A 25,426-nucleotide genomic window follows, 5' to 3' on the forward strand; every position below is an offset into this window, starting at 1 on the left:
AGCCGTCGGGCCGGTCACTGCCCACCGAAGTCGAACACCTGTCCTACGAGCAACACTTAGGGGCGTGGAGCGACGAACCTTCGTGTGCTCCGAACGCTACTCGTGCGGCTCCGTGAGTGGGTCGCGGTCGAGGACGCCGAGGACCGAGTCGAGGGCACCGGCGAGGCCGTCCTCGACCCGGCGTACAGCGGCCGGTACACCGCCGAGCGCGAACTCAGGCGTCTCTCGGACGCCGCCGACGCGGAGACCGACCGGCACGACGAGCGCTGAGACTGCCGTCACGACCCGCCGAGAGAGAGGAGTCGCGTCCGTCCGCCCGGGTCGAAGACGTCCGGCTCCGCGCCGGCTTCGCGCGCCCGGTCCCGGAGCGCCCGCGCGAGCGCTACGGTCTCCGCCCGCTCGTCGTTCGACCGGAAGGCGAGCCGGAGGCGGCCGTCGCGACCGGCGACCCGGAGGTGGAGTGCGAACCCGGTCGGGCGGGCGAACGGCGCGAGGCCGTCGAGGTCGGCGTACCGCACCCGAACCGCGTCGGGGTGGTGGGTCGCCTCGGTGCGGGAGACGGCGTGTGGGTCGTACAGCCCGAGTTCCTCCGGGAGACCGAGGAGGAGGCCCCCGAGCGCGTCGGCCGCGAGACGCGTCGAGAGCCCGTGTCGCGAGGGTGCGACGACGAACTCGCGGTCGTCGAGAAACAGACGGCCGGGACGAGCCCGCTCGTCGGGGTCGGTGCGGAGGAGTACGTCGTAGGTGTCGGGTTCGGCCTCGGGGGACACGCGAGGGTCGTCGTGTCGAGCCGACAAAAGCCGACCGGCGAAGCCGCGTCGGCGGCCGCCGATGCCGACATACGATGGCTTTACCTGCCAACCGTTCTCACCCCGAGGTATGCGAATCGCGTTACTCGGCGGGACCGGCGACATCGGCGAGGGACTGGCGCTCCGGTGGGCGTTCCACACCGACCACGAGGTGCTCGTCGGCTCGCGGGACCCCGAGCGCGCCCGGACGAAGGCCGAGGAGTACGAGACCGAACTCGACAGCCGCGGCGTCGAGGCGAAGGTGAAGGGGTTCGCCAACGCGATGGCGGCCGACCGCGCCGACGTGGTCGTGCTCGCGGTGCCGCCGTACCACGTCGCCGACACAGTCGAGAGCATCGAAGACGAGCTCGCGGACACGGACGTGCTCGTCTCCCCCGCGACGGGGATGAAACGCGACGAGGACGGGATGCACTACCACCGCCCGAGCGCCGGCAGCGTGACGAAACTCGCCGCCGACGCCGCCCCCGAGGGCGTCCCGGTCGTCGGCGCGTTCCACAACCTCGCCGCGGGCCGACTCGCGGACCTCACCGCCGACCTCGGCATCGACACCCTGCTCGTCGGCGACGACCCCGACGCGAAGGACATCGTCCGGATGCTCGCCGAGGAAATCGAGGGCCTGCGCGCGCTCGACGCCGGCGGCATCGCCAACGCACCCGAAGTGGAGAGCGTCACGCCCCTGCTCGTGAACGTCGCGATGAACAACGAGGGGATGCACGACCTGGGAATCCAGTTCCGCTGAGATGGACAGCGAGGGTCAAAGCGCGGTTTGACGTTACGCGAGGGTTTTACAGCCACCCGTCGGATGACGAGTGTGAACCGACGCCGCCTGCTCTCCGGGCTGACGACCGGAACACTCCTTCCGTTCACCGCGGGCTGTCTCTCCAGTCTCGACGGTTCGTCTCCGGATAGCACGACGACGGAGGCGGACGACCCCTCGGACACCGACGACTTCCGACGGGCGGTCTCCGTCGTCGCCGTCGACGACGTACCGAACGAAGTCCCGGTCGCCCTCGACGTCAGGGTCGTCCAACCTCACGCCACCACAGAGCAGACCGCCCGTCTCGAAACGACCGTGACGAACGCCGGCGACGCCGACGACCGGTTTCCGCCGGCGTACTACAAGGGCGCGAGTTCCGAGGGCGGTCTCCTGCTCTACTCGACTCGTGCGCCGGACGGCCCCGACCCCGACTCCGGGCCCGACTGTGTCGGAACGAGCGGGAAGTCGGCCGACGAACTGGCGTGGACGACAGAGGGCGTCGGGCCGGTGCAGCTGGAACCGGACGAGTCGACGACGGAGGAGTTGCTCGTCGCCGACGACCCGACCACCGTCGGCTGCGTTCCGACGGGTCGATACCGCTTCGAGACGCGATACGCCGTCGGCGACCCGGAGGACGGGCGGACGTTCGACTGGGGGTTCACGCTGCGAGTCGAAGCGGGCGGTCGCGCGACGACTCGGTGAGAGTGCGCTCAGTCCCGCACCCGTGCCACCGCCAACAGATGCGTCGAGAGGTCCGCGACCGTCCGGTCCTCGCGGAGCAGGTCGGTCGTCTCCTCGACTGCCTCCCGCGCCGCCGAGTCCGCGTCTTCGAGGTCGGTATCGGCGACTCGGCGGGCCGAGGCGACCCCCTCCAGTCCCGCGACCGTCTCGACCGTCAGCCCGCCCGATTCCAGCAACCGTTCCAACTCCCCCACGCGGAAGAAGTGGGCGGCGAAACAGCCGGGGTCGAGACCGTGACGCGAGAGCAACTCGCGGTCGTAGTCGCCGGTCCGGGCGAACTCGGGCAGGACGACGGCCGCCGCGTCGGCGTCCGAGTCGCCGCCGACGGCCTGTACCATCGCCTGCACCATCGCGAGCCGACCCATCACGGAGACGAAGACGGGCGAACCGGTCCGGGTGACCCGGGCCAGTTCGGTGGCCGCCGTCTCCCGTTCGTCGGCGTCGAGGACGTGTGAGAGGGGGCCGCCGAGACAGAGCGTCGCGTCGAAACGGTTGGCCTCGAAGTCGAGGTCGCGGACGTCGCCGCGTTCGACCGTGACGGCGTCTGCGAGGTCGCGCTCCTCGACCTTCTCGCGGGCGATTTGCAGTTGCTGTTCGCTCACGTCGACGAGCGTCACGTCGTAGCCGCGCTCGGCGAGCCACACCGAGTACCGGCCGGCCGCGCCGCCGGCGTCGAGGACGCGACCCGAGTCGGGGAGGTGCTCGTCGAGGTACTCGACGGTCCCGTCCCACTCCAGGCGGTGATACGCATCGCGGTCGAGTCGCTCCCACTCGCCGCGGCCGAGGTCGTCGTAGAACGCCTCGGCGCCGAGCGTCCCCCACGACCAGGTGTTGGGGCTCTCGGCGTCCTCGTCGGTCATGGTGGGTCGCTGACGGCGGCGGGACAAAAGCGGTTCCATCGTGTGGGTTCCGTTACCACGACTCCGCGACGGTGGCGCCCGGTCGCCAGTCGGCTACTGCTCGGCTACTCCTTCGTGTCCGCCGACGCGGGTTCGTCGACCTCGACGGCGACCGGCTGGCGGACCAGATTACCCCACTCGGTCCACGAGCCGTCGTAGTTCGTCACGTCCCAGCCCAGCAGTTCGTGCAGTACGAACCAGGTGATGGAGGAACGCTCGCCGATGCGACAGTAGGTAATCACCTCGTCGTCGCCGTGGATACCGTGCTCGGCGTACACCGAGCGCAGGTCGTCGCCACCCTTGAACCGGCCGTCGCCGTCGAGGTTCTCCTTCCAGGTGACGTTGGTCGCACCGGGGATGTGCCCGGCACGACGAGCGGTCTCCTTCGACCCCTCCGGGGCGACGATTTCGCCGCGGTACTCCTCCGCGGAGCGCACGTCGACCATCGGAATCTCGGGGTCGTCGCCGAGTTCCGCGCGACCCTCGGCGGAGGACTCGCCCTCCACCGCCGCCACGTCCTCGACGCGGTCGAGGTAGGCACGGAGCTCCTCGTTCGGTCCCGACGACTCGTACTCGCGGGTCGTGTACTCGGGCACCTCGTCGGTCGTCGGGTAGTCGTGCTCGACCCAGTAGGCCCGGCCGCCGTCGAGCAGGCGCACGTCGTCGTGGCCGTAGTATCTGAACTGCCAGTAGGTGTACGCCGCCCACTGGTTCGACTCGTCGCCGTAGAGGACGACCGTGGTGTCCTCGGTGATGCCGGCCTCGCCGAGCACCTGCTCGAACTCGGCTCGCTTCAGGATGTCGCGCTCGACGGAGTCCTGCAGGTGGGTGCCCCAGCGGAAGCCGACGGCGCCCGGAACGTGGCGCTCGGCGTACGACTCCTCGTACGCGATGTCGGCCTCGACGAGCCGGTAGTCGGGGTCGTCGGACTCGAACGCGTCGAGGCGCTCGCGGAGCCAGTCGGGGGAGACGAGGACGTCTTCGGCCGTCTGGTACTTCTCGTCGATTTCGGGGTCGGCGTGCTCGGCGTCGCTCATGGGGTCGAGTCTGGGGGCGGGACGCGGGTACGTCCACGGGTTGTATATGTCGGGTTCGAGTTCCGGGGCGAGAACGGCCCCGCCGACGACGAGGAAGAGCCGCGGGGCCGCCCGCGACGACCCGACCAATCGCCACGGGTGGGGCTCCGGAAGGGGCCGGGGGCTTCCGAGGGTCGTCGTCGGGAACGCGTCACCGGCAACACGACCGACCCTACCGAAAACTCACTCCGTCAGTCGAAGCGACATCTCCAGTTCGAAGCTCTCGCTGTTGCTGGTCTCGAAGCCGACCTTCTCGTAGAGGCCGACGGCGGGGCGGTTCCAGCGCTCGACGGTGAGCCACACCTTCTCGACGCCGTTCTCCTGGCCGTATCCGAGCAGAGTCTCGATGAGGTTCGTGCCGATACCGGCGCGCTGGTAGGGCTGGTAGACGAAGATGGCGAGTTCGTAGGCGTCCTCGTCGGGAACGAGCACGGCGTGGCCGGCGACCCCCTCGCCGTCCCACGCGACGACGTTGAGACAGTCCTCGCCGAGGATGGTGTCGAGCCAGTCGCGGATGCGCGACTCCCGGCCGGGCGGGATTCCCTGTGCGCGGTCGGAGGGGTCGAAGTCGTCGTACATCGCCACGAGCGCCTCGAACTCCTCGGCGCTTCGGTCGGTGCCGCCGTCGCCCGTCTCGTCCCGGTCCCGAGTGTCGTACGCACGGACCTCGATGGTGCGTCCCTCGCGGTCCTCGAAGGAGACCGGCGGTCGGGGGAAGGGGCCGGCGACCTCGTCGGGGTAGATGCGTTCGCCCGCCATGTTACCGCACCAGTTTGACCGTGACGTGGGAGTTGAGCAGGACGAACTCGGCGATGCCACCGATGTTTATCTTCCCCATCGGGCTGGTCTCGCCGCCGCCGAGAACGATCTGGTCGAACCCCTCGTCCTCGGCCACGTCGACGATGCGACTCCCCGGGTCCCCCTCGAGGTGGCGCACCTCGGCGTCGAGGTCGGCCTCCGAGAGCACCTCGTGGACGCGGGCCTCTATCTCCTCGTACCGCAGTTCGGAGTCCGGGTTGTCGACGACGCCGACGGTGAGGTCGTCGCCGGCGGCCTTCGCGCGTTCGACCGTCTGCGAGAGCGCCCGGATGGAGTCCTCGCTCCCGCCGATGCCCAGCAGTACCTTCATGCGCGTCACGTCGGTGGCGGGGGAGAAAATAGTTGGCTCGGGGGAAGACGGGGGCGGCCCACGCGGGGACGGCCCCGGCGCCCCCTGTCCGCCCTCTCGACACTGAAGCTCGAACCCCCGGGCGGGGCCTGAGACCACCACGACAACCCTTTTAGACCCCGACAGGGAAGGGCGGGACATGACCGACGAGTCCGCGGCCTCCGAAGTGTCGGAGCCGACGGGAGACGACCGAGCGAGCGAGGGGGAATCGAAGGACGAGCGCGGAGTCGACGCGAACCGGGAGAACGCGACGGAGGCGGCGAACGGGTCGCCGACGGGAGAGCACGCCAACGCCGACGCCGACGCTGGCGGAGACGCCGACGTCGCGGACGCCGGCGGCGGGACCGGTGCCGACACCGCCGACGCCACGACGGAGGAGCCGATGCCGGACGTGCCCGAGGACGTGCGCAAGTACGAGCGCTTCACGAAGATGGACGGCGCCCAGTACGACCGCGTCAACGAGTTCCTTCGCGAGCGCACCTACGTCACGGCCCGCGAGTGGGCCATCGCCCGCCTCTGTGCGGACTTCCGAACCGAGACCGGCGTCGAGATGACGAAAATCGGCGAGAACCTCCCCGAACTCGTGCCGTTCATGACAGACACCTACACGCCGCAGGCGGTCAATCAGGCCCGCGCCGCCTTCGAGGAGAAGGTCCAGAAGTCGGGCGCGACGTTCCTCTACGGCGCGATGTCCGGCTTCTTCACGGCCGAGGAACTCGACGAGATGATGTACGAGGTGTCCGAAATCGCGAAGTTCCTGCTCGAAGTGGAGGGCGTCGACCTCGCCGTCGAGGACGAACTCGCCGCCGAAGAACGCATCTCCACGGTGATGCGCGAGGTGCGCCAAGAGAGCGCGAAACTGCGCGGCGGCGAGGTGGAGTGTCCCGAGTGCGGACACGTTCACGAACCGGAGGAGTAGACGAGCGACCCGCCTCCGGTGAACCCCGGGTCACCGGGCCGAACGTGTTTTTCGTCGTGACGGCGTAGCCACCCCTCATGAGCACAGACTGGGGCGCCGTCGCCGTCGGGTTCGTCGTCCTCCTCGTCGTCGGCGCCATCGGCCTCACGGTACCGCTCCTCGGACAGGTCGGCGCGGGCCTCGTCGGCGGGTTCGCCGCGGGCTACCTCGCCGGCGGTGGGCTCGGTCGTGGGGCGTGGCACGGCCTCGTCGCCGGCTCCATCACGGGCGTGGTCATCACCCTCGTCCTGGCCGTGTTCGGCGGGGCGCTCGGCCTCGCCGCGGGCGGGCCCCTCGGCGGCCTCGTCGGCGGCGGTATCGTCGTGGTCGGCGTCGTCATCACGTTGCTGTTCGCCATCGACAGCGCCCTCGCCGGCGCGGTCGGCGGCTGGCTGAAGCGGGCCTGAGAGAGCGGCGCCGTCTCCCTCTCCCCGCCCCGACTCCGGTGGCTTTCTCACCCCCCGGCGCAAGTGTTGCCGTATGCCCGGACGTTCGGTGCGCGAGTTCGCCCGCAAGAAGCGGGCGGGCGAGCCGATAACGATGCTGACGACCTACGACGCCCCCACCGCGCGACTCGTCGACGAGGCCGACATCGACATCGCCCTCGTCGGCGACTCCATCGGCAACACACAGTTGGGGTACGACTCGTGGATGGACGTCTCCCTCGACGAGATAGCCATCCACACCGCCGCCGTGGCGCGCTCGATGGATGACACCTTCCTCGTCGCCGACCTGCCGTTCATGTCCTACGGCGCGACGCTGGAGCAGGGCGTCGAGAGCGCCGGCCGACTGGTGAAGGAGGCCGGCGCGGACGCCGTGAAGCTGGAGACGCCGCCCGGCGGCGAGGTGACGGTCGAGCTCGTCGACCGGCTGGTCGAACTCGGCATCCCCGTGCAGGGCCACATCGGCCTGAACTCCCAGCGCGAGAAGGCCGAGGGCGGCAACTTCGTGCAGGGGAGAGACAGGGAGGAGTCCGCGACCGCCGAGGAGCTCGTCGAGACCGCACAGCGACTCGAAGCCGCGGGCGCGTTCTCGCTCATCCTCGAACTGACCGCCGAGGGCGCCGCGAAGCGCATCGCCGAGGCCGTCGACATCCCCGTCATCGGCATCGGCGCCGGCCGCTACGTCAACGGACAGGTGCTCGTCGTCAACGACGTGCTCGGCTTCGGCGGGAGCGACTACCGGCTGTCGAAGGAGTACGCCGACCTCGATTCGGTCGTCTCGGAGGCGATATCGGCGTACGCAGACGAGGTCCGGAAGGGCGAGTTCCCGGCGGTCGAGAACACGTTCGACCCGGTCGACGAGGAGTAGGCGGCCCCCGTACCGCCGGGGTTCTGTCGGATACCGGTTCGACGAGAGACAACGAGAGCCGAGCGACCGACAGGCCCGCTCAGCCCAGGAGGAACCAGCGGGCGTAGACGAGGTAGCCGCCGACCAGCAACAGACCGTCGAACCGCGAGACGCGGCGCTTGTACGCCATCACGCCGACCGCGGCGGCGGTGAAGGCAAGTAGTGCGAGGAAGTCCGTCTCGTGAATCTCGAAGGGGACGAAGACGGTGCCCATCAGGGCGACGACGCCCATCACCGCGAGGATGTTGTACACGTTCGAGCCGACGACGTTGCCGACGCTGAAGTCCGTCTCGCCGCGGACCGCGCCGACCACCGAGGCCGCGAGTTCGGGGAGCGACGTCCCGAACGCGAGGACGACCAGCCCGATGAGGCGGTCGCCCATCCCGAGGTACGCCATCGTCCCGGAGCCGCCGTTGATGAGCTGCCGCGAGCCGACCAGCAGGAGCGCGAGCGCGAGCACGACCGCGCCGACGTAGAGTGCCGGCTCGACCCGACGTTCGGCGACGACCCCGCCGTCGGTCGCGACCGGCTCCGAGACCGGTTCGGTGGCCGTCTCGGCGTCCGCCGCGTCGGCGCGGTCGCCGCGGACCGAGCGCACGAGGACGACCGTGAAGACGACTAGACCTGCCAGCAGCACCGCGCCGTCGAAGGCGCCGTAGGTCCAGTCCCAGCCGAGGGCGACGAGCGCCACCGCGGCGAGCACCATCGCCGGCACGTCCCGGCGGAACACGGAGCCGTCGACCTCCAACGGCCGAATGAGCGCCGTGATGCCGAGCACCAGCCCGATGTTCGCGATGTTCGAGCCGACGATGGCCCCGAGGCCGAGTTTCGCCCGGTAGTCCGTACTGGAGATGACGCCGACGAACAGCTCCGGCGCCGTCGTCGCGAACGCGATTATCGTCACGCCGGCGACGGCCGCCGGAACCCCGGCCTGCACCGAGAGGTTCTTCGCGCCCCAGACGAGCGCCTCGGCGCCGGCGTAGAGAAGGACGATTCCGAGCAGCAGCTTCGTGAGATACCCCATCTCGAAGAGGAGGACGAGTTCCGAGAGGGGGACACCGCCCACGGCGAGTGCCGCGGCGGACGTACCCAGCGTTCCCTGCATGTGCCGGTAGTCTCGGAAGGCCGTAATGAACGTACGCGTCGAGATATCAGCCGCGATATTCGGCGGGACGGCACCGACTCGACGGGCAAAAACGACCCGGTTGACGGCGGGAGGTAGTGGATGGGACGCGGTGACGACGTCCGGGGTACACGGGCGCGACACCGGCGCCGGAGGCTCCGCGGCCCCGGCGGCGACGACGGGCCACCGGGGCGGTCTCGTCCGCCGCCGCGCCACTTTTGCCCCCGCACCGCCCAGACGCGGTATGGAGTTCGCGTTCGAGTTGGCGCTGTGTGCCCACCTCGAAGCGACGGCCGACGCGGTCGTCGCTCGCCAACTCGGCGCGGCCGTCGCGGCCCCCGGCTCCCGCGTCGTCGACGTCTGCCTCGTCGAGCCCGGACCGAACTTCGGAGAGCGGACGCGCATCACCGACGCGACCGTCCCCCCGCTCGCCGTCGAGAGCGCCGTCGGCGTCGGCGAGTGGGTCCGGCCCCGCGACGCCTTCGAGAGCTACGGCGAGTACACGACGGCGGTCGTCGACGACGCCGTCGCCGCCGGCTTCTTCGAGCGCCGTCACCGCGGCGGGAGCGAGCAGATTCGGCAGGCGGTGCGCTACCCCGAGGGGTGGTTCGACCGCCTCGTCGCGGTGGAGAACAAGCCCGACCTCGGCACGCCCGGCGACCTCGAGCGCCAGTTACAGACCGACGCCAGCCTCGGGTTGTTCGACGAGGTCGTCCTCGCAACCGAGAGCTACGTCACCCGCGCGCACCTGAACCGCATCCCCGAAGCGGTCGGCGTCTGGCGCTTCCGGCCGGACTCGGGGGGAAGCGGCGCCGGCGGCGACGGTGCCGACACCGGCGACCTCGAAGTCGTCCGCGAACCGACGCCGCTCGACCCGACGGCCCTCGGCGTCGAGGCGACCGCCCGGCGCTCGCTCCGGACGGACGTTGCGTTCGTCTCCGGCGCCGAGAAGGCCCGCAAGCGCCGGCGAATCGCCGAGCGGTCCTACGGCAAGGGGTGGCGGACGTACGACCTCCCGCCGTGTGCCGCCGCCGCCCCGACCGCCGACGGCCGACCGCGCTGTGCGCACTACGGCCGGGTCGTCGACCCCGCGAGCGACTGCGGCGCCGACTGTCCGGGGTTCGACGCCGCCGACCCGCCCGCGGTCGACCTCGACGCGCTCCGTGCGACGCGGTCGCCGTGGGTGCGCGACCCGGGTGGCGTGGCCCGACGACAGTCGGGACTGGACCGGTTTCTCTGAGACGACAGGCGTTCGGAGCGACTCGCGACCGGTTCTCGCCCGTCGGGAACCGTCGACAGGGGTGGGTTCCGACGCGCCGTACTCGTCTCCGGAGGAATCAGTGTGACCGAGTTCACCGAAACCGGCGGACGTATCGACACCGAACGCTCGACGGGAGCCGTCCGACCCCGACTCCTCGCCTACGCAATCGCCGCGTGGGTCGGCATGGTCGTCGTGGCACTACTGAACGCCACGCTCCGAGAGCTGTTCGTCACCCCCGTCGCCGGCGACTACCCGGCGCACGTGGTGAGCACACTGACCCTGCTCGTCGCGCTCGGCGCCCTCGTCTACGTCTACTTCGGCCGGGTCCCGATGCACACGCGCGCAGAGCGGTGGCTGGTCGGCGCCCTCTGGGCCGGTCTGACGGTCGCCTTCGAACTCCTGTTCGGCCACTTCGTCGCCGGCGACTCCTGGGCGTCGCTTCTGGAACTGTACGACGTGACGGCGGGACGAATCTGGGTGCTCGTTCCGCTGTTCCTGCTCGTCGCGCCCGTGCTGGTCGGACGGCTCTCGAAGCGGTAGCGACCCACGGTCTCGGTGCGAGGGGGCGACGCCCGCCGGCGGAAAAGATAAGCCGCCCACTCCGCAGGGGTGAGTCGTGCACGAACGGGTCGCCGCCGTCGGCGTCGCCTTGCTCCTCCTCACGGCGGCCACGCCGATGGGCGTCGGTAGCGCCGTCAGCGCCGGAGACGGGACCGTGACGGGGACGACGGCCGGCGGTTCGGAGACGGGGGTCGACACCGACGTGACCGGAGGCGACGACGGCACGACCGCCGGGCAGATGTCACACGAGGGCGAGTATCCGGTGCTCTCGGCCCTCGTCGTTCTGGGCGCGCTCGTCCTCGGCTTCGCGGCGCTGGGTGTCCGGCAGTACCGCCGGTGACGGCCCGCGGCCCTCCTACCGCAACGCCGCCAACCGCTCGGGGTCGACCGGCGCGTGACGGACGACGGCGTCGAAACGCTCCCCGACGCGCTCGTCGAAGTCGGCGAGGGCCGCGGACCGGAACCGGTCGTCGACGAACGCGGCGGCGACGAGCGCGGTCCGAGCGTCGCCGTCGCCACCGTCGTCCCGCCCCTCCAGTTCGTCGCTCGCGCGGTCGAGCAGACACGCGGCGGCGACGACGTCGTAGATTCGGTCGGCGACCGCCTTCCCTCGGTACTGGGCGGCGTCCGGGTCGACCGTCGCGAGCCGCGCGAACGTCGCTTCGAGGTCGTCGACGGCGGCCTCGACGGCCGCCACGTCGTCGGCGAGGTGCGGGGAGTCGACCGCCGCGAGTCGGCTCCGGACGCGCTCGAGGAGGGGGCCGGCCGCCCCTTCGCGGGCGAGCACCCGGAGCACGTCGAGCGCGAGCACGTTCGAGGCGCCCTCCCAGATGGGGAGCACCTGCGCGTCCCGGAGCAGGCGGTTCGTCACGAACTCGTCGACGTACCCGTTGCCGCCGAGCACCTCCATCGCGTAGGAGGCGGTGTCGACGGCGAGTCGAGCGGTGCGGTACTTGACGACCGGGACGAGCAGGCGCATCAGCGGGTAGGGGTCGGCGCCGCCGTCGTCGTCAGCTTCCTTCATCCGCCCTCGACCCTGCACCGCGTCGAACTGCCGGGCGGCCTCGAACGTCGCGGCCAGTCCGGCCTCGTGTTCGACCGTCATCTCGACGAGGTCGCGGCGCATCAGCGGGTGGGCGTCGAGCGACTCCCCGAACGCGTCGCGATTGCCGGCGTGGACGGTCGCCTCCAACAGGGCGCGCCCGACCAGTCCCATCGACCCCATCGCGTTCGCCAGTCGCTCCAGGTTGACCATCGACGCCATCTGCCGGAAGCCGGCCTCCGGGTCGCCGACGAGGTACGCCTCGGCCCCGCGGAGTTCGATTTCCCCCGTCGGGACCGAGCGCGTCCCGAGTTTATCCTTCAGCCGTCTGTAGAGGAAGTCGTTCGGCGCCCCGTCGCGGGTCTCGCGGGGGACGAGAAAGAGCCCGAGTCCGGACGTCCCGTCGCCGCCGTCGGGGCGGCGGGCCAGCGCCAGCGCGGCGCCGGCGTCGAGGTTCGAGCAGAACCACTTCTCGCCGGTGAGCCGCCACGCGCTCCCCGGTTCGCCGCGCTCTGCGGCCGAGTCGGCCGGCTCGGCGACCGTCTCCGTCGCCCCCACGTCGCTCCCGCCGGCCTTCTCGGTGAGAAACATCGCTCCCTGGAGCCAGTCGTCGTGGTCGCGCGCGACGACGCCGTCGTAGAACCGGTCGAGCGAGCCGTCGTCGAACTCGGAGAGGACGAGACCGACGCCGAGGGTCATCGCGACCGGGCAGGTTAGCCCCGTGTCGGCGTAGTTCAGCAGGTAGCAGGCGGCGAGCGAGTGGGTGAACGGGAGCGGCTCGTCCCGACCGTCTGGCGCCTCGAAGGCGTCCCGGACGACGCCGTGGTCGACGACGACGCGCTCGTTCTCGGCCTGCGCCGGATGGTAGTCGACGCGGTTGGCGACGCGCCCGTGCTTGTCGTACGTACGGAGGTCGGGGGGATGGCGGTCGAGCGTGTCGGCGTTGTCGGCGACGGTGGTCGCGACGGCGGCCCCGAGCGAGCCGAGTCGTTCCGTCGAGCGGTCGACCGCCGCCGCGGGAATCGACCGGCCGACTTCGGCACGGAGCGCCGGGTCGAGCGCCCAGTAGCTCGTCCCCCGGCCCTCCTCGAACCGGGAGAAGTCGAAGGGCCGGGTGAGGGTGGTGGTGTCCGTATCGGCGTGGGCGGGGGTATCGCCGTCGGAATCGGTGTCGGCGTCGGAAGCGGTGTCGGCGGCATCCGCGTCGTCACCGGAGCCGGGGTCGGTCGTGGTCATGTGGGGTGATGACGCCCGACGCACATATCCGTCGGTGGTCCTCCGGCCGCGCCCGTTGTGTCGAGTTTGTTCGCGGCGGTCGGGCGGCGTCGGTCAGGCGGGCGTGGTCTCCGCGTCGCGGTCGGGGTCCGCACGCTCGTCGGAGTCCGAATCCCGTCCCGGCGCCGCCGACCGGCCGTCGCCGGCGACGCCGTCGTCCAGAACCTCGACGGTCCCGCGCGCCCCGTCGACCCGGACGCGCTGGCCGGTCCGAATCGAGTGGGTCGCCCCCCGCACCGAGACGACCGCCGGGAGGCCGTACTCGCGGGCGACGAGGGCGCCATGGCTCACCGGGCCGCCGACCTCGCTGACCAGCGCCGCCGCGTTCAGGAAGAGGGGTGTCCACCCCGGGTCGGTGGAGGGGGCGACGAGCACCTCTCCCGGCTGGACCGTGGCGACGCGGGGGTCGCGGACGACTCGCGCGACCCCCTCGACGACGCCGACGGAGACGCCGGTGCCGACGAGCGTCCCCGCGGGCAGGTCGGAGTCGACCGGCGGACGCGGAGCCTCCCCCTCGCTCGTCAGGAGCGGCGGGGCGTCGACCGTCCGGAACCGCTCGAACGTCCGACGGCGGGCCTCGATTCGAGGCCGGAGTTCGGCGGCGTCGCCGTCGTCGCTCCCCCCGTCCGCGTCGCCGTCGAGTGCCGCGAGCAGTTCCTCGCGCCGGAGGAACCACACGTCGTCGGGGTCGTCGAGGCGGCCCGCCCGCGCCAGCGACTCGCCGGCGTCGGCGAGGACGTCGTGCCACGCGGCGAAGAGGTGCGCCACCCCCTGTTTCGGATACTCGCGGACGAGCACCGTTCCCCGGTAGATGCGAACGACGTGCCGGACGACCCGGCGGCGAAGCGGGCCGAGCGGCCCGATGTCGGCCCGGGATTCGAGCCGCCGAGCGGCCGCCTCGGCCTGTCGCTCGAGCCGGTGGAGTCGGTCACGGTGTGCGCCCGACTCGTTCCCGGCGAGGTTCGCACGAACCGCCCCGAGCAGGCCCGACGGGTCCTCGCACCAGCGCGGTCGGCTCACGTCTATCTCGCCGGTCGCGCGGTGACCGAACTCGTCGAGGTAGGCGTCCAGCGCGGCGAGGAACGCGTCGCCGCCGTCGGTCGATTCGAGGTCGTCGAGCGTCGCCCTCGACCGGAGCGCGTCGGCGACGGCGGGGTGGTCGCGGGCCACGTCGGCGAGGTCGCCCAGTCCGAGGTTGATGCGCGTGACCAGCTCCTCGGGGAACCCTCGGCCCACGGCGTTCACGTCCTCCGCTTCGTCGGGGAACCGACGTTTCAGCCAGCCGCCGAGGGCGAAGGCGACGAACAGCGGCGCGATTCGCGGGTACAGTTCGGTCAGAATTTCCGGGATGTCGAGCGACGCGAAGGCCGCCCGGGCGCGTGCTTCCGGCGTCTCCATTCCGCGGACGCGGTCGGCCTCCAGACGGCCGTACGTCACGAACCACGCCTCGACGTCGGCCGGGTCCGGCGGCGAGACGAGCGTCCGAGCGACGCTGGCGAGCGTCCGAGGCACCACGGCGGCCGAGAGCGACCCGACCGTCCACCCCATCCGAGCCAGCGCCGGGACGGTCGCGAGCGTCGGCCGGGCGGCGAACTCGTCGCCGCGGCGGGCGAGCAGGTCGCGCAGTCCCTCGGCGGCCGGCTCGTTGATGTTGGCGAAGGAGTCCGGGAGGTCCTCGCGGGCCGTCTTCAGCCGGAGCACGGGCGTCAGGTCGAAGTACACCCGCTCGCCGGCCTCCACGGCCGGGGTCGTCCAGAACGACTCCATGCCGAATGCGGGCGCCTCCGCCTCGACGTACCGTAGCCACACGTCGCGGACGAGCGGCGGCATCGCCTCGGGGAACGCCTGCATGTGACCGACGCTGACGTAGACGTGGAGTCGGTCGTCGGTCGGTTCGGGCGTCGGGACGGGAAAGAGCGAGGCGACGGGGCGGGACTGGAGGAGCAGGAACGTGCCGTCGACGAGCGCCCATTCCACGTCCTGCGGGGTGTCGAACAGCGCCTCCGCGCGTTCGCCGAGGTCGACGAGCGTCCGCAGTTGCTGGTCCGAGAGGACGCGTTCGCCCCGGCGGTCCGAAGAGAGGGGGACCGTCTCGGTGCCGCCGGTTCCGGCGGGCGCGGCGGCGTCGGCCGCCGTCGAACGGGCGCGCGTCACGACGGCTTTCTCGCCCACCTCGTAGTCGAGGACGGCACCCGAGTCGCGGTCGACGCGGGCGCTGTCGGGAGTGGTCTCGCCGGCGACGAGCGCCTCGCCCAGCCCGAAGGTGGCGTCGACGGTCGCGACGCGGCGGTTGCCCGTCACCGGGTCGGCGGTGAACAGCACGCCCGCGGCGTCGGCGTCGACGGTCGGCTGGACGACGACCGCCATCGCCACGTCGCGGTTGGAAACCCCGTTCCGAGCACGGTACGCGACGGCGCGGTCGGTGAACAGGCTGGCGGCACAGTCGCGGACGCGGCCGACGACGGCGTCGCGGGGGACGTGGAGGTACGTCTCGTGCTGGCCGGCGAAGGAGGCCTCGGGGAGGTCCTCGGCGGTCGCAGAGGAGCGGACGGCGAACGTTGTGTCCGCGTCGTCGGTGTCGGCGGCGAGTCCGGCGAGGGCTTCGTCGACCGTGCGGACGGTCGCCGGGGGGAGGTCGGCGGCCCGAATCACTGCGCGGACCGTCTCGGCCGCGTCGGCGAGGGCCGTCGTGTCGGCCGGGTCGACGGCGTCCAGCCGGTCGAGCGCCGCCTCGAAGTCGTCGCCCGCGACGTCGAACAGCGCGCTCGTCGCCGCGGTCGTCACGACGACCCCACCCGGGACCGGGAGGCCGGCGCCGACGAGGCGGGCGAGCGCCGACCCCTTCCCGCCGGTGAGCGCGAGGTCGGTCGCGTCGGCGTCGTCGAGGGTGAGGGCGAACTGCTGGTCGGAAGTCATGATGCTAGAGCTACGCGTCGGGGGAGCTAAACGAACGCGGTGCGCCGGGGTGCGCCGAGGTGCGCCGTCTCGCCGGTGAGGCGTCTCGTTGGTACGCTATCTCGCCGGCGCGCCGTCCGGTGCCCCCGACCAAGCGAGACCGGTCAGCGACTCCGCCGGCTCCCTCGGCGGCGTCCGGCCGTCACAACACGTACTCTTCGCCATCCACCGCGAGCGGCTCCTCGAACGCCTCCTCGACGGGGTAGAAGTGTGCGGTGTGGACCACCCGCGTCTCGTCGGCTCCGAGCTCCTCACCCAGCGCGATGGCCCCCTCGCGGGTCATGTGTTTGGTACCGAAGGTGCGCGGGACGCCCTCCGCGTCGTGGTGGTCGCCGCCCGCGGGGTGGTACTCACAGAGGGAGGCGGGGACGATGCCGTCGGCGAGCAGGAGGTCCGGGTCGGCGAGGACCGCCCGGGAGTCCTCCGGGATGGCGAAGCTGGTGTCGCCCGACAGCGACAGTTTGGCGCCGGTCTCCGGGTCCTCGACGGCGAGCCCGTAGCAGTCGAGCGGCGGGTGGTCGACCGGGACGAGCGTCACGTCGAAACCACAGATTCGGACCGGCTCGAACGGCGTCACGTCGTGGACGGTCACGCGGTCGAGGTAGTCGTACTTCCGGCGGACGGTGTCGGCAACGCTCTCCTCGGTGTTGGGGTCGACGGCGTCCGCGGCGTGGACGGGCAGGTCGTCGAACACGCGGTAGGCGTTACCGAGCCCGTCGATGTGGTCGAAGTGGATGTGGGTGATGACGACCTCGGTCGGGAGCGGCACGTCCTGCGTGAGAAACTGGTGGCGGAAGTCCGGGCTGGCGTCGACCAGCAGTGACTCGCCCGTCCGCTCGTTCTCGACGTGCACCGAGAAGCGCGAGCGCTCGACGTCGCGCTCGCGGGCCTCGCGGCAGGTGTCGCAGTCACAGCCGACGGTCGGCGTCCCGGTCGTGTCGCCGGTGCCGAGGAGGGTGACCCGCATCGGTCAGTCGTGACTCGCGTGGTCGTGGTCGGCGTGGTCGTGGTCGTGACTGTGGTCGTGGTCGTCCCCGTCGTCGTCCTCGCTCGAACTCGAGTCGCCCCCGCCGGCGACGAGCGACTCGTGGTCGCCGTCGATCATGTCCATATTCTTGAGGTTGTCGCGCTCCTCGAAGTCCTCGACGGCGTCGAGCACGTCCTCCTGTGTCAGGGTGCGCCGCCCCTCGGTGAGCGCCGAGAGGACGGCCTCCCGGAGCACCATCCGGAGGTCGCTCCCGGTGAGACCCTCCGTCAAGTCGGCGACGGCGTCCGGGTCGAAGTCGGCGATGTCCATCTCGCGGGTCACCACGCGGAGGATGTCGGAGCGCATCCCCCTGTCGGGCTTGGGGAAGTTGACGATTTCGTCGAAGCGGCGCCACGCGGCGGCGTCGAGCTGGTCGGGGTGGTTCGTCGCCCCGATGAGGAGCACCTCGTCGCGGACGAGCGAGATGTCGTCGATGCTCTTGAGCAGGGTGTTGACGGCGCGCTTGAGCGCGGCGTGCTCGTCGGAGCGGCGGGTCTTCGCCACCGAGTCGAACTCGTCGATGAAGAGGATGCAGGGCGAGAGCCGTTTGGCGACCTCGAAGGTCTTCTCGACGTTCTTCGCCGTCTCGCCGAGGTACTGGCTCGTAATCATCGAGAGCTTGACCTCGACGAACGGGAGGCCGAGTTCGTGGGCGAGCGCGCGCGAGACGGTCGTCTTCCCCGTCCCCGGCGGGCCGACGAACAGGAGTTTGCCGATTTCGCGCAGCCCGATGGAGGCGAGATAGTCGCGGTTCTCGATGGCGGTGACGATCTTCTGAATCTCGCCCTCCTGGTCCGTGGTGAGGACGAGGTCGTCGAGGGTCATCTCTATCTCCTCGGGCGCGCGGACGTGGACGAGGTCGAGCATCTCGGTGTCGCCCTCCCCGTCCTCGTCGTCGTCGTTACCGAAGTACTCCTCCAGCAGGGAGTCTATCCAGACGCGGTCGGCGCTGATGGGCCGGACGTTGTCGCGGGCGTCCTCGCGGGTGACGGTCACGCCGTCGCGGCCCTCGGCGGCGTCGGCGACCGTCGGGTTCGTGAGGAGTCGCTCCTCGTCGGCGCGTTCGAGAAACCAGTCGAGCGCCATGTCGGGTTGGGTCAGCGAGAGCTTCCCCGAGAACTCCGCGCGCTGGGTGAACAGGAGGTCGGAGACGGCCTCCCACGGGCGCTGGACGCTGGTCGCTTTCCGAGCGGTCTCCTCGGTGACGGTCAGGGGCCGTTCGATCTCTCCATCTTTGAAGAACGTCTCGCGGAACCGCGGCGGCAGGTCGTCGCCGTCGAGGTCCCGGTTCTCCGTGTAGAGGTGCGCAGTCAGGAGGAACTCGACGACGTCGAGAGCCGGGTCACTCATCCCGGAGAACTTGCCGACTCGGCACCTTAAGACCGTCGAAGCGGCCGAGTCTCGCCGGGGCCGAGGACGGTCGCGGCGGCGGCGGGTCCCGACGACGCGACTCGACTACGCAGTTCCGAACGCCCGAAACTGGCTGGACGTGCGTCACGAAGTAGGGGCGAAAACTCCGAGAGAACGGACATTGACTCCTTAAACAAGATTGAACATCGGACGTTCGTCTGCCGAACGAACCGATAATCGTGTAATTTCAACGATTAGCGTTATACGCGTTCGTTCTGTTCGCCCTACTCGTGACCCGGACCCGATTCGAACAGGACTCGGAAGGAATCGTGGACGAGCATGGATATACCGAGCCGACACGCACGGGCAGCGCGGAGGCGCCGACGTGACGGACCCGGTGTCGACGACCTGCATGCGCTGTGCGGTCGGCTGTGGGCACGTCCACCGGGGTGCCGACCGCGGCTACGGCCTCGACACGGTCCGGGGCGACGCCGCCCACCCGGTCAACCGGGGACTCGCCTGCGGCCGGGGCATCCGCGAGAGCGTCGACCCCGCCGGCGAGTGGCTCACGCGGCCGCTCGTCCGGAAGGTCGGACCCGATGGCGACGGCGACCTCGTCCGGGCGACGTGGTCCGACGCGCTCGACCGCGCCGCCGACGCGATCGGGGAGGCCGTCGCCGTCGACCCCGACGAGGTCGCGGTTCTGGGAAGCGGCCAGCAGACCAACGAGGCCGCCTACGCGCTCGGAAAGCTCGCGAGGGGCGGCGTCGGCACCCGCAACTACGACGCGAACACGACGCTCTGCATGGCGAGCGCGGTGCGGGCGTACTACGACGCGTTCGGGAGCGACGCGCCGCCGCCGACGTACGACGACATCCCCGACGCTCGGTCACACGTCGTCTGGGGGGCCAACCCGGCCGTGGCCCACCCCGTCATGTTCCGGTGGATAGCGGACTCGGCCGAGGACCCGAACTCGACGCTCCTCGTCGTCGACCCCGTCGAGAGCGAGACGGCCGAAGTGGCGGACCTGCACGTCGCCCCCGACCCGGGCGGCGACCTCGCGCTGGCCCGCGCCGTGTTGGCCCAGTTGGTCGACACCGGGCGCGTCGACGAGGCGTTCGTCGAGGCGCACACGGAGGGGTTCGGCGACCTCGCCGCGTCGCTGCCGGCCGTCGAGGACGCCGCGACCCGGGCGGGCGTCGGCGTCGAGACCGTCGAGGCGCTCGCCGGGGCGTTCGAGGCGCCGACGCTCGTCTACTGGGGGATGGGCGTCAACCAGAGCATCCGGGGCACCGCCACGGCGCGAGCGCTCATCGACTGCTGTCTCGCCTCCGGCAACCTCGGCCCGGGGAGCGGCCCGTTCTCGCTGACGGGGCAGGCGAACTCGATGGGCACCCGCGTCTGTTCGTCGAAGGGGTCGTGGCCGGGCCACCGCGACTTCGACGACCCCGAGGAACGCCGGTTCGTCGCCGACGTGTGGGACGTCCCCGTCTCGCGGCTCCCCGACGACCCCGGTCCCGGCCCCGTCGGCGTCTTCGAGGCCCGCCCGTCGGTACTCTGGACGGTCGCCACCAACCCGGCGGCGGGGATGCCCGACGCCGGCCGTGTCAGGGAAATCCTCGACGACGCCTTCGTAATCGCGCAGGACGCCTTCCACACCGAGACCGTCGACTACGCCGACGTGGTGCTCCCGGCGGCGACGTGGGGTGAGTCTTCGGGCACCGCGATGAACATGGAGCGCACCGTCTCGCGGGTCCGGCCCGCGATCGACACGCCGGCGGGCGTGCGCTCGGACCTCGACGTCGTCGCCGCGGTCGGCTCGCGAGTCGCGCCGGGCGTCTTCCCGCACGCCGAACTCGACCCCGAGGCCGTCTTCGACGAGTTCCGGGAGCTCACCGCCGGCACCGACGCCGACTGTTCCGGCATCGACTACGACCGCCTCGACCGCGAACTCGCGGTGCGCTGGCCCGCCCCGGACGCCGAGACGAGCGGCGGCTACCGGTACTGCGAGCGGGAGGGCGGAGACGGAGCGAGTGACGGGGACGAGTCGGAACTGGGCGAGGCCGCCGACGGTCCCGTGGCGGGGTGGTCGTTTCCGACCCCGAGCGGGAAGGCGCACTTCTCCGGGGGCGTCGCCGACGTCGACGCCGAGTCGCTCCCCGAGCCGACCGGCGCCGACTACCCGCTCACCCTCACGACGGGCCGGGAGCGGGACGGGTACAACACCGGCGTCCGCTCGCGGGAGGGCACCCCGGGGCCGGTTCGGGCGCGAATCAACCCCGAGACGTTCGCCGCGCTCGCCGAGCGGACGCGACTGGAGTCGGCGGGGCCGCGGACGGTCGTCGCCTCCCGCCGTGGGTCGGTCGACGCCGTCCTCGACCTCGACGAGTCGGTGCCGCCGGGACTGCTGTGGCTCCCCATCCACCATCCGACGACCAACCGGCTGACCCACCCCGCGACCGACCCGCTGTCGGCCGAGCCGAACCTCAAGCAGTGTGCGGTGCGGCTGGAGCGTCCCGAGGGGGAGGAGTCGGCGGGTCGGGACCTCGGCGAGGACCGGGAGGTGCCGGCCGATGACTAACAAGGTCGAACAGCTCGTCCTCGCGACGGTCGCGTTCTTCTGGGCGTTCCTCATGTGGTTCGCGACCGCGGCGTTCAGCCCGAGCATCGGCGACGCGTTCTCGCTGTCGACCGGGGAACTCGCCCTCCTCGCCAGTTCGGCCATCTGGTTGGCGCCCCCCGGACGCGTGGCCGCCGGCTGGGCCGCCGACAAGCTCGGCGCGCACAACACGTTCGCGATAATCCTCGCGTACTCCGGGGTCGTCAGCATCGCCTCGTCGTTCGCGACGAGCTACGAGGTGCTGTTTCTGGAGCGGCTGGTCGTCGCGAGCGCCGGCGTCGGCTTCGTCGTCGGCATCCAGCACGTCGCCCAGTGGTTCGACGAACACGAGATAGGCACGGCGGAGGGCCTCTACGCCGGCACGGGCAACGCCGGCGCCGGCGTCGGCGCGCTGGTGCTCCCCCGCCTCTACGGGACGGACTTCTCGGCCGCGTTCCTCCACCTCGGAATCGTCGCGCTGGTCATCGCCGCCGTCTACAAGTGGCGCGGCCAGCCCGCGAAGAGCGCCGAGCAGGCCGCGACGGCGAAGTCGAACACGTCGCTGCGGGACACGCTGTACGTCTGGACGCGCTACACGGCGGTCGCGCTGATGCTCGCCTACGGACTGACGTTCGGGCTCGAAATCGCCATGAACGCGTGGCTCCCCGGCTACTACGCCGAAGGGTTCGCCGCCGAACTCCGCGGATTGGGGTTCACCGACGCCGTGGCCATCCAGACCGCGGCGGGGACGTTCGCGGCCGTCCAGTCGTTCAACGCCTCGCTCTGGCGCCCCTTCTCGGGGTACATGTCCGACCTCTGGCAGCGCAAGGGGTGGACGCCGTACCCGTTTCTCGCGTCGGGACAGGACTACTCGCCGCGGGTCCACTGGGTGCTCACGTCGCTGTTGCTCGTGGGCACCCTCCTCGTGGCGCTGTCGGCGGCGGGCGTCGCCGGCCTCCTCCCCGTCTCGGTGGTCGTCCTCGCGGGCTTCGGCGTCGCGGTGAGCTTCGGCACCGGTGGGGTGTTCGCGCTCGTCCCCCTCCTGTTCCCGGACCGGCCCGGCACCGCCGCCGGCTTCGTCGGCGGCATCTCGACGACGGGCGGCATCCTCTACCCCATCCTGTTCGGCCTCCCAGCCGGCGTCCACCTGGGCTATGCGCTCGTCGCCGGCGTCGTCTTCGTCCCCTGTATCGCCTTCTTCGTGTGGGCGATGGCCCGCGCCGACGGCGCGGCCGGGGCGACGCCCGGACTCGGGAGCCGGGAGCGGTGGCTCGGTGCCGGGGCCGCCGGGGGCGCCGCGGGAGCCGGGACCGGAGCAGCCACCGACTCCGGGACGGGGGGTGACGACTGATGGGTGGCCACGTCGACCCCGGGGACGACTCCCGGAGCGACGCCGACGACGGCTCGGACGCGGAACCCGTCGAGGACGCGGAACCCGTCGACCACGACCCCTGGTACCGGTGGGGCCGTCGCGTCCTCTACGGGGAGATGCTCCTCGCGGTGGTCGTGACGGTGTTCTCGCTGTACACCGCGCTGACCGGCTCCGCGGGGGTGCTGGTCTGATGACGGTGCCGGGGACGGGAGCAGGGCGCCCGACCGGGGCGACGGCGCGGAGCGGGCGGTGAACGCCGACACGGGTCGGACGGGGGTCGTCGTCGCCGGCGGGCGCTCGTCGCGGTTCGCCGGCGCCGACAAGGCGCTCGCCCGGCTCGAGGGCACCCCGCTGATTCGGCACGTCGTCGACGACCTCGCGCCGGCCGTAGACGAGGTCGTCGTCAACTGTCGAGGCGCTCAGCGCGACGCCCTCGAGGCGGCGCTGTCGGGGTTCGAGGTGCGGTTCGCCGAGGACCGCATCCACGACCGCGGCCCGCTCGCCGGGGTCAGGTCCGGCCTCCGGGCCGCGCGGGGAAAGTACGCCGCGCTCGTCGCCTGCGACATGCCGCACGTCCCCGCGTCGCTTCTCTCGGCCCTCTTCGAGCACGCTCGCCACCGGACCGGCGCGGCACCGCGCGTCGACGAAGTGCTCCAGCCGTTCCCCGCCGTCGTCCACGTCCGCGCGGGCCTCGACGCGTGTCGGGAGGCGTTCACCCGTCACCCGCGGTCGATGCGGGAGTTCCTCGACAGTCTCGACCCGGTGGCCGTCCCCGAGCGCGTCGTCGGCGCGTTCGTCACCCCCGACGCGTTCGCGAACGTGAACACGCGGGCCGACCTGCGCGCGGCGACGGAGCGCCGCTGAACCGGTCGGTCCCCGCTCCGCCCCCGGGTACGAAGTTTCGTATTCGGGTTGTGTCGTTGGACACCCGTCCGGGAACCCGTCCAGTTCTCGTCCGTCTTACGTCCTTATACGGATTCGATTCCATTGCATACCGACCGACCGCCCACCGAGACGGAGTATTTTCTGAGTATTTCAACGATTAGAGTTATGAGTGTTCGTGCTGGAGGCTCGTTCCGAGAGAAGCACATGAGTCAGTCAGAATACGCGGACAAACCGCACGAACGTCCACACGGGGTGAGCCGAGATGGCGCATGAGAAGGAGGACTGGAAGGAGGCGTGTTACGGCGACGAGGTGCGCGAGAAGCTCCTCGAGTTCGCCGAGAAGGGGTGGGAGTCCATCCCCGAGGACGAGCGCGAGAAGTGGTTCACGCGGTTCAAGTTCTGGGGGGTGTTCCACCAGCGCACCGGGCAGGAGTCGTACTTCATGCTGCGGCTGACGAACGCGAGCGGCGTGCTCGAACCCGGCCAACTGCGTACCATCGGGGAGGTCGCTCGCGACTACGCGACCGGCCCGGTCCAGAACCCCGAGTTCGGCGACGGGTGGCTCGACCTGACGACCCGCCAGTCCGTCCAACTCCACTGGATAAAGCTCGAGGACGTCCCCGCCGTCTGGGAGCAACTGGAGGCGGCGGGCGTGTCGACGCGCTCCTCCGGGGGCGACACGATGCGCAACATCTCGGGCTGTCCCGTCGCCGGGAAGGACGAGCACGAGCTCGTCGAAGCCCGGCCCCTGCTGGAGCGTTTTCAGACCGAACTCCGGGCCGACGACGACCTCGCGAACATGCCCCGGAAGTTCAACATCTCCGTGACGGGCTGTCGCGAGGGGTGTGCACAGGACAGCATCAACGACGTGGGCATCGAGCCGGCGCGGAAGGAAGTCGCGGGTGAGAAGACCCTCGGTTTCAACGTCCGCGTCGGTGGCGGCCTCGGGGGACGCAAGCCCCGAAAAGCCCGGTCACTCGACGTGTTCGTCACGCCCGAGGAGGCCTACGAAGTCGTCCACGGCTTCGTCGAACTGTACCACGACTACGGCGACCGCGACGTGCGCTCGAAGAACCGGGCGCGCTTCTTCGTCGACGACTGGGGGACGGAGAGGATACGCGAGACCCTGCAGGAGGAGTACGTCGACGTCGACCTCCGAACGGCCGGCGAGGACGTCCGCGACGAGTACACGTACAACGCCGGGAAACCGCCCGCGGCGGGGAAGGCAGACCACGTCGGGGTCCACGAGCAGGCCGACGGTCGGTACTACGTCGGTCTCTCGGTCGCGGTGGGACGGCTCTCCGCCGACGACGCCCTCGAACTGGCCGACCTCGCCGACGAGTACGGCTCCGGCGAGGTACGTCTGACCCGCCGGCAGAACCCGCTTCTGATGGACGTTTCCGGGGACGACCTCGACGCCCTGCTCGACGAGCCGCTGCTGTCGAAACACACCCCCGAGCCGAACCCGTTCGCCCGCGGCGCGGTCGCCTGCACGGGGACGGAGTTCTGCTCGCTCGCGCTGACGGAGACGAAGGCCCGGACCGCCCGGATGCTGCGCTGGTTCCGCGACAACGTCGACCTGCCGGAGGACGTCGAACAGTTGAAACTCCACTACTCCGGCTGCACCGCCGACTGCGGGCAGGCCAACACCGCCGACATCGGCCTGCTCGGGATGCGCGCCCGAAAGGACGGGGAGATGTGCGAGGCGATGGACGTCGGCGTCGGCGGCGGAATCGGCGAGGAGCCGAGTTTCGTCGAGTGGGTCCGTCAACGCGTCCCCGCCGACGAGGTACCCGGCGCGGTGAGGAACCTCGTGGAGGCGTTCGCGGCCCATCGCGAACCGGGCCAGCCGTTCCGCGAGTGGGTCGCGGAGACCGGGACCGAGGCGGTCGTCGACCTCTGTGAACCCGAGGAGACGAGCTACGAGGACCCGTGGCTCCACGACGCGAAACAGTCCTGGTACCCGTTCGCGGAGGGGGAGAGCCCGGCGCCGACGGCCGCCGACGGGACGCCGCTGTCGGCCGATGACTGAGGGGAGCGAGGTCGGCGCCGAAGCGCGCGGGCCGTCAGCGCGTCACGGTGTCGACGACCGCGAGCACGTCTCCGCGGACGTCGCGCCCGAGCTGTTCGAGCCGCGCCCCGGCCGGGACCCCGAGTAAACGCCGGGCCACGGGCGGGGGGTTCTCCCGGGTTTATCAGGATGGACCTCCGAAGAGGT

25 protein-coding genes are annotated in these 25,426 nt (G+C 71.1%); 15 read left to right on the forward strand and 10 right to left on the reverse strand.

Features of this window, described 5'->3' with window-relative positions:
• The first annotated feature begins 84 nt into the window (after positions 1 to 84).
• Positions 85 to 270 (forward strand): hypothetical protein, encoded by a 186-nt coding sequence (locus N5095_RS17145; RefSeq protein WP_267624354.1) that lies wholly within the window; start codon positions 85 to 87, stop codon positions 268 to 270.
• A gap of 8 nt (positions 271 to 278) precedes the next feature.
• On the opposite strand, the gene N5095_RS17150 is transcribed toward N5095_RS17145, so the two are convergent.
• Positions 279 to 770, reverse strand: a complete 492-nt coding sequence (locus tag N5095_RS17150) for a hypothetical protein (protein WP_267624355.1) — start codon at positions 768 to 770, stop codon at positions 279 to 281.
• A gap of 109 nt (positions 771 to 879) precedes the next feature.
• On the opposite strand from N5095_RS17150, the gene npdG reads away from it, so the two are divergent.
• Positions 880 to 1,548 (forward strand): NADPH-dependent F420 reductase, encoded by a 669-nt coding sequence (gene npdG / locus N5095_RS17155; protein ID WP_267624356.1) that lies wholly within the window; start codon positions 880 to 882, stop codon positions 1,546 to 1,548.
• 72 nt (positions 1,549 to 1,620) lie between these two features.
• A complete protein-coding gene (locus tag N5095_RS17160) occupies positions 1,621 to 2,268 on the forward strand; it encodes a hypothetical protein (RefSeq protein ID WP_267624357.1) in 648 nt (215 codons plus the stop codon).
• A gap of 8 nt (positions 2,269 to 2,276) precedes the next feature.
• On the opposite strand, the gene N5095_RS17165 is transcribed toward N5095_RS17160, so the two are convergent.
• The 4 genes from N5095_RS17165 to N5095_RS17180 form a co-directional block, all read right to left on the reverse strand.
• Complete coding sequence (locus N5095_RS17165; protein WP_267624358.1) at positions 2,277 to 3,167, reverse strand: class I SAM-dependent methyltransferase; 891 nt, start codon at positions 3,165 to 3,167, stop codon at positions 2,277 to 2,279.
• Between the two features lie 104 nt (positions 3,168 to 3,271).
• Positions 3,272 to 4,243, reverse strand: coding sequence for a sulfurtransferase (locus tag N5095_RS17170; RefSeq protein ID WP_267624359.1), 972 nt, complete (start codon positions 4,241 to 4,243; stop codon positions 3,272 to 3,274).
• Positions 4,244 to 4,465: 222 nt separating this feature from the next.
• The gene (locus N5095_RS17175) at positions 4,466 to 5,041 is read right to left on the reverse strand and encodes a GNAT family N-acetyltransferase (protein WP_267624360.1); all 576 of its coding nucleotides are present in this window, start codon (positions 5,039 to 5,041) and stop codon (positions 4,466 to 4,468) included.
• Between the two features lies 1 nt (position 5,042).
• The gene (locus tag N5095_RS17180) at positions 5,043 to 5,411 is read right to left on the reverse strand and encodes a universal stress protein (protein ID WP_267624361.1); all 369 of its coding nucleotides are present in this window, start codon (positions 5,409 to 5,411) and stop codon (positions 5,043 to 5,045) included.
• A 178-nt stretch (positions 5,412 to 5,589) separates the two neighbouring features.
• Between N5095_RS17180 and N5095_RS17185 the strand changes: the two genes are divergently transcribed.
• From N5095_RS17185 to panB, 3 genes are all read left to right on the forward strand, one after another.
• The gene (locus N5095_RS17185; protein WP_267624362.1) at positions 5,590 to 6,369 is read left to right on the forward strand and encodes a DUF5806 family protein; all 780 of its coding nucleotides are present in this window, start codon (positions 5,590 to 5,592) and stop codon (positions 6,367 to 6,369) included.
• Positions 6,370 to 6,446: 77 nt separating this feature from the next.
• Positions 6,447 to 6,815: a DUF5518 domain-containing protein gene (locus tag N5095_RS17190; RefSeq protein ID WP_267624363.1), complete on the forward strand. Its 369-nt coding sequence runs from the start codon at positions 6,447 to 6,449 to the stop codon at positions 6,813 to 6,815.
• A 73-nt stretch (positions 6,816 to 6,888) separates the two neighbouring features.
• Positions 6,889 to 7,719 (forward strand): 3-methyl-2-oxobutanoate hydroxymethyltransferase, encoded by an 831-nt coding sequence (panB, locus tag N5095_RS17195; RefSeq protein ID WP_267624364.1) that lies wholly within the window; start codon positions 6,889 to 6,891, stop codon positions 7,717 to 7,719.
• 79 nt (positions 7,720 to 7,798) lie between these two features.
• On the opposite strand, the gene N5095_RS17200 is transcribed toward panB, so the two are convergent.
• The gene (locus N5095_RS17200; RefSeq protein WP_267624502.1) at positions 7,799 to 8,782 is read right to left on the reverse strand and encodes a calcium/sodium antiporter; all 984 of its coding nucleotides are present in this window, start codon (positions 8,780 to 8,782) and stop codon (positions 7,799 to 7,801) included.
• 343 nt (positions 8,783 to 9,125) lie between these two features.
• Between N5095_RS17200 and N5095_RS17205 the strand changes: the two genes are divergently transcribed.
• The 3 genes from N5095_RS17205 to N5095_RS17215 all read left to right on the forward strand — a co-directional run bounded on the left by N5095_RS17205 (position 9,126) and on the right by N5095_RS17215 (position 11,043).
• Complete coding sequence (locus N5095_RS17205; RefSeq protein WP_267624365.1) at positions 9,126 to 10,121, forward strand: DUF5787 family protein; 996 nt, start codon at positions 9,126 to 9,128, stop codon at positions 10,119 to 10,121.
• A 102-nt stretch (positions 10,122 to 10,223) separates the two neighbouring features.
• Entirely contained in the window at positions 10,224 to 10,682 is a 459-nt protein-coding gene (locus tag N5095_RS17210) for a hypothetical protein (RefSeq protein WP_267624366.1), read from the forward strand.
• A 76-nt stretch (positions 10,683 to 10,758) separates the two neighbouring features.
• Positions 10,759 to 11,043 carry a hypothetical protein gene (locus N5095_RS17215; RefSeq protein WP_267624367.1) on the forward strand — a complete coding sequence of 95 codons (285 nt, stop codon included), beginning with the start codon at positions 10,759 to 10,761 and terminating at the stop codon, positions 11,041 to 11,043.
• Between the two features lie 15 nt (positions 11,044 to 11,058).
• On the opposite strand, the gene N5095_RS17220 is transcribed toward N5095_RS17215, so the two are convergent.
• The 4 genes from N5095_RS17220 to N5095_RS17235 form a co-directional block, all read right to left on the reverse strand.
• Positions 11,059 to 12,981: an acyl-CoA dehydrogenase family protein gene (locus N5095_RS17220; protein ID WP_267624368.1), complete on the reverse strand. Its 1,923-nt coding sequence runs from the start codon at positions 12,979 to 12,981 to the stop codon at positions 11,059 to 11,061.
• Between the two features lie 93 nt (positions 12,982 to 13,074).
• A complete protein-coding gene (locus tag N5095_RS17225; RefSeq protein ID WP_267624369.1) occupies positions 13,075 to 15,936 on the reverse strand; it encodes a PEP/pyruvate-binding domain-containing protein in 2,862 nt (953 codons plus the stop codon).
• A 181-nt stretch (positions 15,937 to 16,117) separates the two neighbouring features.
• The gene (locus N5095_RS17230; RefSeq protein WP_267624370.1) at positions 16,118 to 16,942 is read right to left on the reverse strand and encodes an MBL fold metallo-hydrolase; all 825 of its coding nucleotides are present in this window, start codon (positions 16,940 to 16,942) and stop codon (positions 16,118 to 16,120) included.
• A gap of 3 nt (positions 16,943 to 16,945) precedes the next feature.
• Positions 16,946 to 18,352, reverse strand: a complete 1,407-nt coding sequence (locus N5095_RS17235; RefSeq protein WP_267624371.1) for an ATP-binding protein — start codon at positions 18,350 to 18,352, stop codon at positions 16,946 to 16,948.
• A 385-nt stretch (positions 18,353 to 18,737) separates the two neighbouring features.
• Here N5095_RS17235 and nasA point away from each other — a divergent pair, with 385 nt between their 5' ends.
• The 6 genes from nasA to N5095_RS17265 all read left to right on the forward strand — a co-directional run bounded on the left by nasA (position 18,738) and on the right by N5095_RS17265 (position 25,367).
• Positions 18,738 to 20,933, forward strand: coding sequence for an assimilatory nitrate reductase NasA (nasA, locus tag N5095_RS17240; RefSeq protein WP_267624372.1), 2,196 nt, complete (start codon positions 18,738 to 18,740; stop codon positions 20,931 to 20,933).
• Entirely contained in the window at positions 20,926 to 22,302 is a 1,377-nt protein-coding gene (locus N5095_RS17245; RefSeq protein WP_267624373.1) for an MFS transporter, read from the forward strand. The genes nasA and N5095_RS17245 overlap by 8 nt, the downstream gene beginning before the upstream one ends.
• Positions 22,302 to 22,514 (forward strand): hypothetical protein, encoded by a 213-nt coding sequence (locus tag N5095_RS17250; RefSeq protein ID WP_267624374.1) that lies wholly within the window; start codon positions 22,302 to 22,304, stop codon positions 22,512 to 22,514. Before N5095_RS17245 ends, N5095_RS17250 begins: the two co-directional genes overlap by 1 nt.
• A gap of 58 nt (positions 22,515 to 22,572) precedes the next feature.
• A complete protein-coding gene (mobA, locus tag N5095_RS17255) occupies positions 22,573 to 23,187 on the forward strand; it encodes a molybdenum cofactor guanylyltransferase (protein WP_267624375.1) in 615 nt (204 codons plus the stop codon).
• 283 nt (positions 23,188 to 23,470) lie between these two features.
• Complete coding sequence (locus N5095_RS17260) at positions 23,471 to 25,240, forward strand: nitrite/sulfite reductase (protein WP_267624376.1); 1,770 nt, start codon at positions 23,471 to 23,473, stop codon at positions 25,238 to 25,240.
• Complete coding sequence (locus N5095_RS17265) at positions 25,233 to 25,367, forward strand: hypothetical protein (RefSeq protein WP_267624377.1); 135 nt, start codon at positions 25,233 to 25,235, stop codon at positions 25,365 to 25,367. The genes N5095_RS17260 and N5095_RS17265 overlap by 8 nt, the downstream gene beginning before the upstream one ends.
• Positions 25,368 to 25,426 lie beyond the last annotated feature (59 nt).

Source organism: Halobium salinum (assembly GCF_026586625.1).
GTDB classification, from domain to species: Archaea; Halobacteriota; Halobacteria; order Halobacteriales; family Haloferacaceae; genus Halobium; species Halobium salinum.